The sequence below is a fragment of the Nocardiopsis sp. EMB25 genome (assembly GCF_026797795.1).
GTDB classification, from domain to species: domain Bacteria; phylum Actinomycetota; class Actinomycetes; order Streptosporangiales; family Streptosporangiaceae; genus Nocardiopsis; species Nocardiopsis lucentensis.
The window spans coordinates 6,315,594-6,330,619 of sequence record NZ_JAMTDN010000001.1 but is presented as its reverse complement, the minus strand read 5'-3'; the positions used below and the strand labels follow the sequence as shown (position 1 = coordinate 6,330,619).

The following is a 15,026-nucleotide window of genomic DNA, read 5'->3' as shown; positions in this document are numbered from 1 at the left end:
GTGCGGCACGACGACTTCACGCGTTTTCGACGGCACGGAACGTAGGGATGGTTCCAACTTTGTCAGTTTTTCGGAGGTTCTGTCGCCCGCGATGTCGCCCACAGTGAGCACGGGCAGGAGCCACCGGAGACGTCACTCGAGGTGAGGCCGTGCCCGTCGGGACCGGAACGCGGTGTGACCGGTTCCGGACACGCGCCTAGAGGTTGGCGCCCGCCTCGCCGCCGACGAGCGCCTCGACGCCGCTGGCGGGCATCGGGCGGGCCACCAGGAAGCCCTGCCCGTGGTCGCAGCCCATCCCCCGCAGCTGCTCGAGCTGCTCGGGGCGCTCGATGCCCTCGGCCACCACCTGGACGCCCAGGTCGCGCCCGAGCTGGATGATGGTGTGGGTGAGCAGCGTGACCGTGTCGTCGCGGCCCAGGTCGGCGATGAACGACGGGTCGATCTTGATCGCGTCCACGCTCAGCTCGCGCAGGTGCGCCAGCGAGGCGTAGCCCATGCCGTAGTCGTCGATGGCCAACCGTACGCCCAGCGCGCGCAGCTCGCCGAGACGCTCGACGGCCTCGGCGCTGTCGCCCAGCAGGACGTCCTCGTCCACCTCCAGGGTGAGCACCTCGGCGGGCAGGCCCGTCTCGGTGAGGATCTCCTCGACGGTCCGCACGAAGCGCGGCGACAGCACCTGCTTGGCGGACAGGTTCACCGACAGGCCGATCTCCCAGTCCGAGACCCGCCACACGGCGACCTTCGCGCAGGCCTCCCGCAGGATCCACTCCCCCAGGGGGACGATCAGCCCCGATTCCTCTGCCGCGCCCAGGAAGGTGTCCGGGCCGACCGTCTCGCCGTCGCGGTTCCAGCGCACGAGCGCCTCGACCGCCGTCACCTGGGAGGAGCCCAGGTCCACGATCGGCTGGTACTCCAGGAAGAACTCACCGCCCGCGAGCGCCTCGCGCAACCGGATCTGGAGTTCCAGGCGGGAGACGACCGTGTCGTGCATGTGCGCCGCGTACACCTCCACGTGGCCGGCGCCGCGCTCCTTGGCGCGCGTCATCGCCACGTCGGCGTTGCGCAGCAGTTCCCCGCTGTCGGTCGTGGGCTCGGAGAAGGCCACGCCGATGCTCGCCGTCAGGACGATGCGCCGGTCTGCGACCTGGAACGGTTCGGAGGCGATCGCCCTGCCCAGGCGCTCGGCCAGGTCCACCACCCGCTGGGCGCGCGGCATCCCCTCGATCAGGACCGCGAACTCGTCCCCTCCCCACCGGGCCAGCGTCGCGGAGGACTCCAGCTCGCCGCGGAGCCTGCGGGCCGCCTGCCCCAGCAGGTGGTCGCCGCGCACGTGCCCGGCGGAGTCGTTGACGGCCGTGAAGCCGTCCAGGTCCAGGAAGATCACCGCGATGTCCCCGGCGGACTCATCGCTGATCGCCCGGTGCGCGAGCACGTCGCTGGCCCGCTCCTCCAGGTAGGCGCGGTTGGGCAGCCCGGTCACGCCGTCGTGGAAGGTCAGGTGCTCCACCTCGTCCTGGAGCGCCACCTGCGCGCTGATGTCGCGGGTGGTGACCAGGAGCCGCGCGGGCTCGCCCGGCTGCTCGTACAGCGAGACCGTCGACTCGGTGTGCCGCCACGTCCCGTCCGCGGCGCGCACACGCAGTCGCAGGTGGACGCCCCTGCCCCCGTGGCCGGTGAACAGGTCGGTGACGGCCTGGGTGCGCGACAGGTCCTCGGGGTGGATGAGCGCGGTGACCGGGGCGGCGAGCACGTCCTCGAGCCGGTAGCCGAAGGCCTCCGCCGTGCCCGGGCTGGCGTGGTGGACGGCACCGTCTCGGTCCACGATGAGGATGACGTCGCCGCTGTTACGGGCCAACTCGTGGAAGTGCCCCTCGCGGTTGCGGACCATGCGCGCCAGCGTGGAGTTCTCCTCCAACATGCCGACGACGCGGACGAGCAGCACGACCACCGCGGTTCCGGCGGCCAGCGGCAGGACGGCGGCGACCCCGGGCAGCCCGAGCGCGGCCACCGTCAGGACCACGGTGGCCACGAACAGGGCGCCGATGGCGGCGAGCTCGGGGGCGAACCGGTACAGGCCCCGGCCGGTGATCCGGCGCGGGGTCGCGGCCTGGCGGTGCTCGACCAGCCACGGCAGCGCGCCCAGGACGGCGAAGCCGAGGAGCTTGACCGGGTACTCGATCCCCCCGGCCACGGGCGGGCCGGTCAGCCGGGTGATGGCTCCGATCAGGTCCGCCCCGGCGATGAGGATCAGCGAACCGATCGCCCACAGGACCGCGCGCCGCGTGCTGTGCGGCGACATGAACACCAGGGGCACCAGCAGGCACAGGACGACGATGTCGGCGACCGGATAGACCAGCGCGAAACCGAGGAACCCGGCGCCCTCCCCCAGCTCCTGGTAGAGCGGAGCGAAGATCAGCAGCCACACGACGGAGAACACGGCGGCCGCGCACACGTAGCTGTCGGTGATGTGCCGCAGGGCGGTCCGGAGCCCGCCCGGCCACGGCGCGAACCTGGTGAATCCGACTACGAAGAGTGGCAACGCGGTGAGAGCGAAAAGATCACCCAACGTGAGCGAGAACACGGATCCCGAGCTGAGCAGACCCGTGATCCCGTGCGTGAGACCGCCCAGGCACCAGGCGAACGCGGCGAAGGCGAGGTTGCGGAGCGCGGCCGCGCCGTCGGCGCCGTCAGCCTGCGCTCCCCGGTCCGTGCCGTTGGCCGCCCAGCGACGCGAGGCGGACAGCAGGGACACCCCGGCCGCGCCCGCCGCGATCGTCGTCGGCCACTCCCCGAGAGCCGCGGCCAGCGTCCAGGTCGAGATGGGTACGAGCGTCAGTGCGGCGTGGAGCAGGAACAGAGCCCCCACACCGACCAGCCACAACTGGCGTGCCCTACCGCCCATCAGCGGCCTCCCCGGGCGCGGGGCGCGGAATGTGCGGCGTCGGGCCGCCGTCGCGCTCTCTCCTCGGACATGGGGCACCAACCTCGTGTCGATCGACTCTGGGCGCGGTGCGGCGTCCGACACCTCGGGCCGCCGTCCGCACCCCGGGGGAGCGCGGCGAACCGGCGCCCGACGGCCCGGGAGGGCGCACACCCCCGTGTTCGGCCACCCTACGCAACCAAGGTCACACAGCGATTGAGGACCGACAGAGAGTTGACGTCAGAGCGATGACACTCCGTGGTCAACGGGCGTGCGTCCGGTCTCCCCGACGCACGCCCGGTACGGGTCACTTCGCGCCGAGCTTCTCCAGGATGAGCTCGCGGGCGCGGCCGGCGTCGGCCTGGCCCCGCGTCGCCTTCATGACGGCGCCGACGAGGGCGCCGGCCGCGGCGACCTTGCCGCCGCGCACCTTCTCCGCGACGTCGGGGTTGCCGGCGATCGCCTCGTCGACGGCCGCGCCGAGCGCGCCGTCGTCGCTGACCACCGTGAGGCCGCGGGCGTCCACGACCGCGTCGGGCTCGCCCTCACCGGCGAGGACGCCCTCGACGACCTGGCGGGCCAGCTTGTTGGTGAGCGTGCCCTCGGCGACGAGCGCGATGATCCGGGCCACCTGGCCGGGCGTGATCGGCAGGGAGGCCAGCTCGACCTCCTGCTCCGTGGCGCGGCGGGACAGCTCGTTCAGCCACAGCTTGCGGGCCTCCGCCGACGGCGCCCCCGCGGCGACGGTCGCCTCGACCAGGTCGATGGCGTCGGCGTTGACCAGGTCGCGCAGCTCGGTGTCGGTGAGATCCCACTCGGCGCGCACGCGAGCGCGCTTGGCGGCGGGCAGCTCGGGCAGAGTGGCCCGCAGCTCCTCGATCCACTCCTGCGAGGGGGCGACGGGGACCAGGTCGGGGTCAGGGAAGTACCGGTAGTCCTGAGCCTCCTCCTTGGAGCGGCCGGAGATGCTGCGGCCGGTGTTCTCCTGGAAGTGGCGGGTCTCCTGGACGACCTTCTGGCCGTCGTCCAGCACACCGGCCTGGCGCTCGATCTCGGAGCGGACGGCGCGCTCGACGGAGCGCAGGGAGTTGACGTTCTTGGTCTCGCTGCGGGTGCCCCACTCGTCGGCGCCGCGCTCGTTGATGGACACGTTCACGTCGCAGCGCATGGAGCCCTCCTCCATGCGCACGTCGGAGATGCCCAGGGAGCGGACCAGGTCGCGCAGCTCGGCGGCGTAGGCGCGGGCGACCAGCGGCGCGAGCTCGCCGGTGCCGGTGATGGGCTTGGTGACGATCTCCAGCAGCGGGATGCCCGCCCGGTTGTAGTCGACGATCGAGTAGTCGGCGCCGTGGATGCGACCGGTGGCGCCGCCCACGTGGGAGGTCTTGCCGGTGTCCTCCTCCATGTGGACGCGCTCGATGTCGACGCGGAAGACGCGGGGCCCCTCGGGGGTGTCGACCGTCACGTCGAGGTGGCCGTCGACGCAGATCGGCTCGTCGTACTGGGAGATCTGGTAGTTCTTCGGCATGTCCGGGTAGAAGTAGTTCTTCCGGGCGAACCGGCCCCAGGGGGCGATGGAGCAGTTGAGCGCCAGACCCAGCCGGATGGCGCCCTCGACGGCCTTTCGGTTGACGACCGGGAGCGAGCCGGGCAACGCGAGGCAGACAGGGCACACCTGGGTGTTGGGTCGCGCTCCGAACGCGGTGGGGCAGGAGCAGAACATCTTGGAGGCGGTACCCAGCTCGATGTGGGTCTCCAAGCCGAGTACGGGCTCGTACTTGGCCAGCGCCTGCTCATAGGCCACCGGAGTGGGGCCGCTGTTCGGGGCAGTGCTGGGAGTTACCGCGTGGGCCATCGCCGCAAACCCGTTTCCGTAGAGGACATACCTTCCAGGTCAGCCTACCGAGGGTACGGGGGTACCCCGCCCGTCCGTGCGGCACGGATGTCACGGCCGGCACACGATTGTGCCGCTGTCCGGCCCTCACCCCGTCACGGAGGGTGCCGGGCCGTTAGTCTGGGTGGTCCAAGATCATGGTTTCGTCGGTCGGGCTCCGGGTCCGCCGTCCTTTTCCGGGGAGCATGTGAGCGTGTGGAGCATCCTGTGTCGGTGCGCCGCCGTACTGACGTCGGCCGCCCTCGTCGGCGGTCTGAGCGGCGCCCCCGCGGCTCTGGCCGAGGACTTCTCCCGAGTGGACCGCGACCCCGTCCAGGGCAACGAGATCGTCCTCTCCGACGGAACCGAGGTCCCCACGGCCCTGTTCAGTCTCCGTGTGGCCGACAGCGCCTCGGTGAGCGCCTACACGGCCGAAGCGGACGGTGAGGTGCGCCAGCGCGCCGCCTACGTCGAGTCAGCGTGGGACGACGGTACGCGGTGGACCGAAATCGACGCGGTGACGGACTCGGTGGACCGAGCGACCTGGGTGGTCGCCAACTCCTACCCCCACGTGGCGCTCGCGGACCTGGCCATGGCCTCGGAGACGATCTTCCTCGACGAACGCCAGGCGATCGCGGGCACCCAGGCCGCCCTGTGGCACGTCCTGGACGGGGTGGAGCTCGATCCCGGCGCCAACGACACCGCCGTGACCGCGCTGTACGAGTACCTCGTCGCGGGCAGTGAGGACGCGCCCGACGACTCCGGAGCGCCGTCCCTGAAGATCAGTCCGACCCAGCTGGAGACCGTCGCGCCCGAGAAGCCCCTGGGCCCGCTGACCGTGACCAGCTCGGGCACGGAACCCGTCCGCGTCGCGGTGCGGGGCGCTCCGGCGTCGTGGCTGGTCGACGCGGACGGTGAACAGGTGCGCCGGGTGCACGACGGGGAGTCGGTCTACCTCGACGTGGACCCGTCGGTCCCGGCCGGGGTGGTGACCCTGCACGTGCGCGGAGACGACGTGCCGTTGCCCGAAGGCCGTCTGTTCACCGGTCGGGACGGAGTGCGCACGCAGCCGCTGATCACCGCGGAGCCCGGGACGGCGGCGCGCGCGACGGCGGCCACCCTCACCTGGCACTCCGAGGAACCCGAGGAGATCGCGAGCCCCGAACCCGCAACTCCCGCGCCCTCCGTGCCCGAACCCGAGTCCGCCGCCGGCACGGACGACTCCGCGGTCGTGGTGCCCGACGCCACACCCTCCGACGAGCCCTCCGACGAGCCGCGGGAGCACAGCGCGGACGACGACCTCGCGGGAACCGGGACCTGGCTGTCGGGGCTGCTGATCATCGCCGGTGCGCTGGTCGTGTCCGGCCTGATCATCCTCGTTCTGGGCCGCAAGCGCCGGAACTGAACCGGTCTCCGCGCATATCCGGTGCGTGTCGTGATCAGGACACTTTTCGAGGGTTTTTGTCCGCGTCCGATTCACGGACAAAATCGGCGGAGTGGGTTGGAAGAGGCGGAGCCGGTCGCTAGTATCGACCCGCGGCAGACATTCCACGACGAACGCGGCCCGCTCCCGCGTTGGCGCCACACCGATGACGCGTCCACCCCACGGACAGCGGTGCCACGCTTCCGGACCGTCCGGTGATCGCCCCAGACGGCTGCGACGACCCCCGAAGACTCGTCCCGCCCGCCGTCCGTGGAGGCCGTGCCCGTTCCACCCCCCGTTTCCACACAGGCGGGCCCACCGGTAACCCCTAGACACACCGGGACACAATTTGACTGACCTGACTTTCCCCCGTTCCGTCGCCCGGGCCGGCTTCTCGGCCACCGTGGCGGGCCTGCTCGCCTTCGGCCTGGCCGCCCCCGCCGCGGCCGAGCCGGAACCCTACGAGGGCTCCGTGCGCGGCCAGTACGTGGGCAACGCCGAGAGCGGCGAGACCATCTGGATGAACGACGACCGCACCCGGGTGAGCCTCTTCAACCTCAAGTTGGAGAACGGCAACACGCTCACCACCTACTGCATCGACCTCGAGACCGGTATCCGCGGCGACGCCTGGTACCGCGAGGACGCCTGGGCCAACTACCCGGGCAAGGGCGACTTCGCCGAGCCCGCCAAGGTGCACTGGGTCCTCCAGAACGGCTACCCGGCGGTGAGCACCGATGAGCTGGCCGAGGCCGCCGGAGCCCCCGGCCGCGTCTCCGACAAGCAGGCGCTCTCCGCCACCCAGGCCGCCATCTGGCACTTCAGCAACGGCGCCGACCTGACCCGGGCCGAGCCCGCCACCACGGCGATCTACGAGTACCTCATCGGCAACGCCGTGGACCTCAACCAGGGCGAGGAGCCCGACGCCACGCTGAGCATCACGCCGGGTGAGGCCTCCGGCCAGGCGGGCGAGACCGTCGGCGAGTTCCTCGTCGAGACCAGCTTCGAGGGCGAGATCCCGGTCGAGCTGGGCTCCGACGTCCCCGAGGGCGTCGACCTGGTCGACCTGGAGTCGGGTGAGGAGGTGAACGCCGTCGAGAACGGCGACACCGTCGGCTTCTCCGTCCCCGAGGACGCCGAGGACGGCTCCGCCTCCTTCAGCCTGTCCGCCAGCGCCACGGTGCAGACCGGCCGCCTGTTCAAGGGCGAGGAGGTCGAGACGCAGACCCTCATCACCGCCGAGGAGGGCGAGGTCGAGGTGTCCGCCTCCGCCTCCGTCGACTGGACCGCCGCTCCGGAGCCGTCCCCGGAGCCCTCGCCGAGCCCGAGCGAGAGCCCGGAGCCGTCCCCGGAGCCGACCCCGGCGCCGACTCCCACCCCGGAGCCGACGCCGGAGCCGACCCCCACCCCGACCCCGGACGACAACAACACGCCGTCCCTGCCGGTCACCGGTGGCGCTCTGGCCGGTCTGGTCGCCGCCGGTGTCGCCGCCCTGGGCGCCGGCGCCGGTGCGATCTACCTGAGCCGCAAGCGCAAGGCCAACAGCACCGACTCCCTGGAGGGCTGACCGTGCCCCTTGGGGCCTCCGCTTCGCTTTGGCCCGTGTCCGGGGCCACCGGTGAACGGTCGCCCGCACGAGGGCCCGTCCGCGTGATCACTCACGAGGGCGGGCCCTCGCCCGTGCGAGGGCTCCGCGTCAGCGGCCGTGGGGCCGGACCGGCCCCCGAACACGCGTGTGCCCGCCGTGTCGGACACGGCGGGCACACTCAGACCCCGACGTACGGGAACCGCTCCGCGGCGGGGCGGCCACCCTCAACCGACGCCTGACGGCTCGACACACACCTTGTTCGGGTGCCCGAACGACACCCCTCGGGTGACCGTTCCGAGCGACAGGCCCTAAACCGCGTAGGGGCTGCGGGCGAGCAGGTCGCCGTCGCGCTCGGCGAGTGCGCGCTCGACGGCCGCCGCCACCCGGTAGGTGCGGTCGTCGGCCAGGGCCGGAGCCATGATCTGGAAGCCCACGGGCAGGCCGTCCTCGGGCGCCAGGCCGCACGGCACCGACAGCGACGCGTTCCCGGCCAGGTTGGACGGGATCGTGCACAGGTCGGCCAGGTACATCGCCATCGGGTCGTCCGAGCGCTCGCCGATGGGGAACGCCGTGGTCGGCGTGGTCGGGGAGACCAGGACGTCCACGTTCTCGAAGGCGGCGTCGAAGTCGCGCTTGATGAGCGTGCGCACCTGCTGCGCGCTGCCGTAGTAGGCGTCGTAGTACCCGCTGGACAGCGCGTAGGTGCCCAGGATGATGCGGCGCTTGACCTCGGCGCCGAAGCCCTCGGCGCGGGTCAGCGACATGACCTCCTCGGCGCTGCGCGTGCCGTCGTCGCCCACGCGCAGGCCGTAGCGCATGGCGTCGAAGCGGGCCAGGTTCGAGGAGCACTCGCTGGGGGCGATGAGGTAGTACGCCGACAGCGCCGCGTCGAAGCTCGGGCAGGACAGCTCCACGACCTTCGCGCCCAGGGACTCCAGGAGCTCGATGGTCTCGTGGAAGCGCTGGCGCACGCCCGGCTGGAAGCCGTCGCTGTCCAGCTCCTTGACCACGCCGACCCGCAGGCCGTCGATGTCGCCCACGCGGGCGGCGTCCACGACCGGAGGCACCGACGCGTCGATGGAGGTGGAGTCGTGCGGGTCGTGGCCGGAGAACGCCTCGTGGAGCAGGGCCGCGTCGAGCACGTTGCGCGCGAACGGGCCGGGGGTGTCCAGGGAGGAGGCGAAGGCGATCATCCCGTACCGGGAGGAACCGCCGTAGGTGGGCTTGGCGCCGACCAGACCGCACACGGCGGCGGGCTGGCGGATGGAGCCGCCGGTGTCGGTGCCGGTGGCCAGGGGCGCCTCGAACGCGGCCACGGACGCGGAGGAGCCGCCGGAGGAGCCGCCGGGGATGCGGTCGGTGTCCCATGGGTTGCGGGTGACCTGGTAGGCGGAGTTCTCCGTGGACGAGCCCATGGCGAACTCGTCCATGTTGGTCTTGCCCAGGATGACGAGCCCGGCCTCGCGCAGTCGCGCGGTCACCGTGGCGTCGTAGGGCGGCTGCCACCCCTCGAGGATCTTGGAGGCGGCGGTGGTGGGCATGTCCTTGGTGGCGAACACGTCCTTGTGCGCGACGGGGACTCCGGCGAGCGGGCCCAGCTCCTCGCCGGCGGCGCGGCGGGCGTCCACGGCGCGGGCCTGGGCGAGAGCGGACTCACGGCCCACGTGCAGGAAGGCGCCGATCTCCTCGTCGACGGACCCGATCCGGTCCAGGTAGGCCGTGGTGGCCTCTTCCGAGGACACCTCACCCGAACGGATGGCCGCGCCGAGTTCGGCGGCGGTCAGACTGACGACCTCGCTCATCTACTCCTCCTCCCCGAGGATCCGCGGTACCCGGAAGCGCTGGTCCTCCACCGCGGGGGCCCCGGACAGGGCCTGCTCGGGCGTGAGGCAGGGACGGGCCTCGTCGGGACGGTAGACGTTGGTCAGCGGCAGCGCGTGCGAGCTGGGCGGGATGTCGCCCTTGGCGACCTCCTGCACCTTGGCCACGGCGGTGAGGATGTCACCGAGCTGGACGGCGAGCGTGTCGAGCTCGCCCTCGTCGAGCGCCAGCCGCGACAACCGGGCGAGGTGCGCGACCTCATCGCGGGTGATGGCGGTCATCAGAACCATTTCTTCGGCGGACGTTGGTGTACCGCCCCAATCCTATGGCTCCGTGACCGGTCCCGGTGCCGACCGGGGAAGGAACCGCCGACGTGCGGAGTGGTGACGGGCGGAGGTCCCGGACGGGACGCCGCGGCCCCGTCCCCCGAGCCACCCGGTGACGTCCCGGGCGGCGAGCGCGGGGGCGAAGTAGTGCCCTTGGGCGGTGTGGCAGCCGGTGTCGCGGGCCGCCTGGGCGAGTTCGCGGGTCTGGACACCCTCGGCGGTCGCGCTCATTCCCAGGGCGCGGACCAGCGCGATGGCGGCGCGCACGACGGTGTGGCCGTTGTCGGAGTCGTCGGTGAGCCGCGTGGTGAAGGACTCGTGGATCTTCACCTCGTCCAGGGGGAGCCCGGCGAGCTGGGCGAGGGTGAAGTGGCCGGTGCCGAAGTCGTCGAGGGCCAGTCCGACGCCCAGGCGGCGGAGCGCGCGCACGGCGGCGGTGGCGGCCTCGGTGTCGGTGATGAGCGCCTGCTCACCGAGCTCCAGGACGAGTTGCTCGGGCGGGACGCCGTGGTCGCGCAGCGCGGCGGCCACGGTGTCGGGCAGCGCGGGGTCGAGCAGTTCGCGCATGCTCAGGTTCACGGAGACGGGCAGGTCGATCCCGCCCTCCCGCCAGTCCGCGACGCGGGCGAGAGTGGTGTCGAGGACCTGGCCGGTGAAAGCGCGAAACAGGTTGGACTGCTGGACGACCGGCATGAACTCCTCCGGGGCGAGCAGCCCTCGGGAGGGGTGGCGCCAGCGGGCCAGGGCCTCCAGACCGACCGGGCGCCCGTCGGTGAGACAGACCTTGGGCTGGTAGTACATCTCCAGGGCGCCCTCGGTGAGGCCGCGCCTCAGCTCGCTGAAGAGGCTGAGCCGCGCGGTGGAGTTGCGGTCCTTGCCCGGGTCGTAGGACTCGACGCCGGTGCGTCCGCTCTTGGCCACGTACATGGCGACGTCGGCGCGCTGCATGAGGAGCTCGAAGTCGGGGGCGTCGTCGGGGAAGAGCGCGATGCCGATGCTGGCCGCCAGGTCGAAGTCCATGCCGTCGAGCCGGACGGGTTCGGCGAGGGCGTCGCGCAGACGGGCGGCCACCTCCCGCGCGGAGGCGGTGTCTCGGACCTTGGGCAGCAGGACGGCGAACTCGTCGCCCCCGAGCCGGGCGACGAGGTCGCCGGGGCGCACGCTGCGGGTGAGCCGCTGCGCGACGGTCTGGAGGAGGCGGTCGCCGGTGGGGTGGCCGAGGGTGTCGTTGACCTCCTTGAACCGGTCGAGGTCGAGCAGGAGCAGGCCCACCCTGCGGCCGCGCTGTTGGGCGTGGCCGATCTCCTGGCGGGCGCGGAGGGTGAGCCGGGTGCGGTTGGCCAGGCCGGTGAGTTCGTCGTGGTTGGCCTGGTGGTCGCGCTTCACCGACAGTTGGGCGCTGGTGTAGAGGGCGCCGAGGGGGACGGCGAACAACGGTACGTACAGCACGGAGTGGGTCATGGCGGTGACGACGAGCGGCGCGAGGCTGAGCAGGACGCCGTTGACGTAGACCTGCTGGCCGATCCCCTTGTACATGACCTGGGCGAGGGGTGAGCGTTCGTGCATGGCCACCGCGCACATCACCAGGACGCGGTTGACCACGAAGTAGGCGGACCCGGCAGCGGCGACGGCGAGGAGTTCGCCTCCGTCGGGCATCCAGGGAACGTCCAGGACGGCGGGCAGGAGCAGGCGCAGGACGGCGTCGGCGACGCCCAGGGACAGGGTGTACTGGGCGGCGTTGAACGCGGTCCGGTGGGGGGCGTGGCCCCGCACGAACCCGCCGACCCCGGTGGCGACGGCCTGGAGGAGCGCGGCGACGGGGAGTCCGAAGAAGAGGACGACGGCGAAGGAGAAGGGCAGGGAGGTGGGCGTGCCGCTGTTGGGCGGCTGGCCTGGCATGGAGATGGGCCTGAGCTCCCCGAGGATGGTCATGCACAGCAGGACCCACAGGAGCGGTTCGGACATGAGCGCCTGGAGCTGGGCGAGGCCGAGTTCGAGGCTGGCGAAGACGAGCAGGCCCAGTCCGGCGAGCATGGTGCTCGCCATGTACAGCCAGAGCGGCGTCCCGACGCGGGGACCGATGTCCCTGGTGCTGATGGGGTCCTTCATCCGTGGTCCTCGTGAGGGGGACGCGGAGGACGACGGCACGGGTGGCACCGCCGCTCCTGAGTGTCGAGGTTCCCATGAGACGGCCACCCCTCATGGCCGAATCCGGGATTTGGATGTGTCCACATCCGGGCGCTTGATGTCCAGCTTACGTGGTTTCATCACCAACTGTCGCACGACCGGAACTATCCGTGAAACACGGTGCGTAACGGGGGTGGGTCGACGGCGCCCAGGATCCCGCCGGAGGCGAACACCACCGCCCCCGCGGCCGCCGTGCGCGGCGGGGGGACTGGTGGCGTCGGCCCGGCTCTCGGCGCGACGGCGGCGGCATCCCGTGTGGGGTCTCGAACCGGCTGGCCGCGCGTCCGGGTGAAGCGCGGCATGGTGCCAAAGGGGTCGCGGAAGGCACGGTCGCGGACGCCACAGGGCTGGTCCATCGGTTCCTGGAGCACCTCGGCACCCGCCCCGCTGATGCGCTCGAACGTGGCGGCGCAGTCGCCCGTCGCGAAGACGACGCCGCGCGGCAGACCCTTGGCCAGCGGCTCCGCCATGGCCTGCTGGTCGTCCTCCGAGGCGTTCGGGTCGGCCGGGGGCGGCTCCAGAACGATGTTCACGTCGGGCCGCGACGGCGGGCCGACGGTCACCCAGCGCATCCCCTCGAACCCGACGCCGTCGCCTACCTCCAGCCCGCGGCCGCGCTCCTACGCGGACTCCGTGCCACCGTCCTCGTCGGCGGGCGGGTTGATCCGCGCGTCGGCGGCCGCGTCCGGACCCGATTCGAGCAGGACCCGGAAACCCTGTTCGTCGAGGATCGGCACACCGAGCTTGACCGCCTTGTCGTACTTGGACCCGGGACTCTCCCCCGCCACCACGAAGCTGGTCTTCTTCGACACCGACGACGTCGCGCGCCCCCCGCGCTCGGCGATCGCCTCCTTGGCGCTGTCGCGGGTGAAGCCCTCCAGTCCGCCGGTCACCACGACGGTGATGTCCTTGAGCACGTCCGTCTCGTACTCGTCGGACTTCTCGTCCTCCATGCGAACACCGGCCGCGCGCCACTTGCGGACGATCTCGGCGTGCCAGTCGACCTCGAACCACTCGCGGATGGACTTCGCGATGGTGGGGCCGATGCCGTCGACGGAGGCCAGCTCCTCCTCGCTCGCCTCGCGGATGGCGTCCAGGGAGCGGAAGTGGCGGGCCAGGTCCTCGGCCGCGCGTGGACCCACGTGTCGGATCGAGAGGGCCACCAGGACCCGCCAGAGCGGCTTCTGCTTGGCCTCCTCCAGCTGCTCGAAGAGCTTCTCGACGGTCTTCTTCGGCTCCCCCTCCTTGTTGGCGAAGAAGGAGACCACCTTGGGCTCGCCGGTCTTGGGGTCGGTCTTGGGCTCGGTGGTGTCGGGGTCGAGGACGTGGGTGCGGATGGGCAGCAGCTGGTCGACGGTGAGGTCGAACAGGTCGCCCTCGTCGCGCAGCGGCGCCTGGGCGGGCTCGAGCGGCTGGGTCAGGGCGGTGGCGGCGACATAACCGAGCGCCTCGATGTCCAGGGCCTTGCGTCCGGCGATGAAGGAGACCCGTTCGCGCAGCTGGCCCGGGCAGGAGCGGGCGTTGGGGCAGCGCAGGTCGACGTCGCCCTCCTTCTGCTGGCCGAGCTCGGTTCCGCACTCGGGGCAGTTCTCCGGCATGACGAACTCGTGCTCGCTGCCGTCGCGCAGCTCGGTGACCGGGCCGACGATCTCGGGGATGACGTCGCCCGCCTTGCGCAGGACCACGGTGTCGCCGATGAGCACTCCCTTGCGGGCGACCTCCTGGGCGTTGTGCAGGGTGGCGAACTCGACCTCGGACCCGGCCACGAGCACCGGCTCCATGACGCCGTAGGGGGTGACCCGGCCGGTGCGGCCCACGCCGACCTTGATGTCGACGAGCTTGGTGGTCACCTCCTCGGGCGGGTACTTGTAGGCGATCGCCCAGCGGGGGGCGCGGCTGGTGGAGCCCAGACGGCGTTGGAGGGAGAAGTCGTCGACCTTGATGACGATGCCGTCGATCTCGTACGCGGGCACGTGGCGGTCGCGCTCGTAGCGGGAGACGTAGGCGCGGACCGCCTCCATGGAGTCGACGACCTCGTAGCGGTCGCTGAGCGGCAGCCCCCACTCACCGAGACGGGTGTAGGCCTGGGACTGGCTGGTGAGCGCGATGCCCTCGGAGGAGTCCTCACCCCCCGCCGGGGTGTACGCACCGACCCCGTGCACGATCATCGACAGCGGGCGGGTAGCGGTGACCCGGGGGTCCTTCTGCCGCAGCGAGCCCGCCGCGGCGTTGCGCGGGTTGGCGAAGGGGTGCTCACCCGCGTCGGTGATGCGCTTGTTGAGCTTCTCGAAGTCCTCGACGGGTAGGAAGACCTCGCCGCGCACCTCCAGGAGCTCGGGTGCGGGGCGGACGGACTCGTCGAGGCGTTCGGGCACGACGTCGATGGTGCGGATGTTGAGGGTGATGTCCTCACCGACACGGCCGTCGCCGCGGGTGGCCGCGCGCACGAGGCGGCCCTTCTCGTAGACGAGGTCCACGGCGAGGCCGTCGATCTTCAGCTCGCACAGGTAGGAACCCACCGGGACCTCGGCGCTGGCCCGATCGGCCCAGGCGTTGAGCTCCTCGACGTCGAAGGCGTTGCCCAGGCTCTCCATGCGGACGAGGTGCTCGACCTCGGTGAAATCGACGCTGATCGGCGCGCCGACCTTCTGGCTGGGCGAATCCTGGGTGACGAGGATGGGGAAGCGCCGCTCGATGTCGAGCAGCTCCTCCATGAGGGTGTCGTACTCGGCGTCGGAGATGATCGGTTTGCCGAGGTAGTAGCGGTAGCTGTAGTCGTCCAGATCCTGACACAGCTCCTCGTGACGGGCGCGGACCTCGTCGGGGATGTGGGTGGTGTCGTCGTGCGCGCTCACGTCCTGCCTTTCTGCTGCTCTCATGCTCGCCTGCTG

Annotated in this window: 9 protein-coding genes; 2 read left to right on the top strand and 7 right to left on the bottom strand. The window is 71.5% G+C overall.

Translation table 11 applies throughout. The features are described from left to right. Positions 1–196: 196 nt before the first annotated feature. Together KIK06_RS28185 and gatB are read right to left on the bottom strand one after the other, a co-directional pair. Positions 197–2,902 (bottom strand): putative bifunctional diguanylate cyclase/phosphodiesterase, encoded by a 2,706-nt coding sequence (locus tag KIK06_RS28185; protein ID WP_268645721.1) that lies wholly within the window; start codon positions 2,900–2,902, stop codon positions 197–199. Positions 2,903–3,227: 325 nt separating this feature from the next. Further along, positions 3,228–4,724, bottom strand: coding sequence for an Asp-tRNA(Asn)/Glu-tRNA(Gln) amidotransferase subunit GatB (gene gatB / locus KIK06_RS28180; RefSeq protein WP_268646236.1), 1,497 nt, complete (start codon positions 4,722–4,724; stop codon positions 3,228–3,230). Between the two features lie 283 nt (positions 4,725–5,007). Between gatB and KIK06_RS28175 the strand changes: the two genes are divergently transcribed. Continuing rightward, entirely contained in the window at positions 5,008–6,198 is a 1,191-nt protein-coding gene (locus tag KIK06_RS28175; protein WP_268645720.1) for a thioester domain-containing protein, read from the top strand. 367 nt (positions 6,199–6,565) lie between these two features. Then, positions 6,566–7,780 carry a thioester domain-containing protein gene (locus KIK06_RS28170; protein ID WP_268645719.1) on the top strand — a complete coding sequence of 405 codons (1,215 nt, stop codon included), beginning with the start codon at positions 6,566–6,568 and terminating at the stop codon, positions 7,778–7,780. 329 nt (positions 7,781–8,109) lie between these two features. Here KIK06_RS28170 and gatA read toward each other — a convergent pair whose 3' ends face one another. The 5 genes from gatA to ligA all read right to left on the bottom strand — a co-directional run bounded on the left by gatA (position 8,110) and on the right by ligA (position 15,014). Beyond that, complete coding sequence (gene gatA / locus KIK06_RS28165) at positions 8,110–9,603, bottom strand: Asp-tRNA(Asn)/Glu-tRNA(Gln) amidotransferase subunit GatA (protein WP_268645718.1); 1,494 nt, start codon at positions 9,601–9,603, stop codon at positions 8,110–8,112. Continuing rightward, on the bottom strand, positions 9,604–9,903 hold the full coding sequence (gene gatC, locus KIK06_RS28160) for an Asp-tRNA(Asn)/Glu-tRNA(Gln) amidotransferase subunit GatC (RefSeq protein ID WP_026127522.1): 300 nt from the start codon (positions 9,901–9,903) through the stop codon (positions 9,604–9,606). Positions 9,904–9,945: 42 nt separating this feature from the next. After that, the gene (locus tag KIK06_RS28155; RefSeq protein WP_268645717.1) at positions 9,946–12,057 is read right to left on the bottom strand and encodes a putative bifunctional diguanylate cyclase/phosphodiesterase; all 2,112 of its coding nucleotides are present in this window, start codon (positions 12,055–12,057) and stop codon (positions 9,946–9,948) included. Between the two features lie 182 nt (positions 12,058–12,239). After that, a complete protein-coding gene (locus KIK06_RS28150) occupies positions 12,240–12,698 on the bottom strand; it encodes a VOC family protein (RefSeq protein ID WP_268645716.1) in 459 nt (152 codons plus the stop codon). A 57-nt stretch (positions 12,699–12,755) separates the two neighbouring features. Continuing rightward, positions 12,756–15,014 carry an NAD-dependent DNA ligase LigA gene (gene ligA, locus KIK06_RS28145; RefSeq protein ID WP_083924160.1) on the bottom strand — a complete coding sequence of 753 codons (2,259 nt, stop codon included), beginning with the start codon at positions 15,012–15,014 and terminating at the stop codon, positions 12,756–12,758. Between the last annotated feature and the right edge of the window lie 12 nt (positions 15,015–15,026).

Coding starts and splice junctions, on each gene's coding strand:
- KIK06_RS28185 (WP_268645721.1), bottom strand. CDS start 2,902: ATGGGCGGTAGGGCACGCCAGTTGTGGCTGGTCGGTGTGGGGGCTCTG.
- gatA (WP_268645718.1), bottom strand. CDS start 9,603: ATGAGCGAGGTCGTCAGTCTGACCGCCGCCGAACTCGGCGCGGCCATC.
- gatC (WP_026127522.1), bottom strand. CDS start 9,903: ATGACCGCCATCACCCGCGATGAGGTCGCGCACCTCGCCCGGTTGTCG.
- KIK06_RS28155 (WP_268645717.1), bottom strand. CDS start 12,057: ATGAAGGACCCCATCAGCACCAGGGACATCGGTCCCCGCGTCGGGACG.
- ligA (WP_083924160.1), bottom strand. CDS start 15,014: ATGAGAGCAGCAGAAAGGCAGGACGTGAGCGCGCACGACGACACCACC.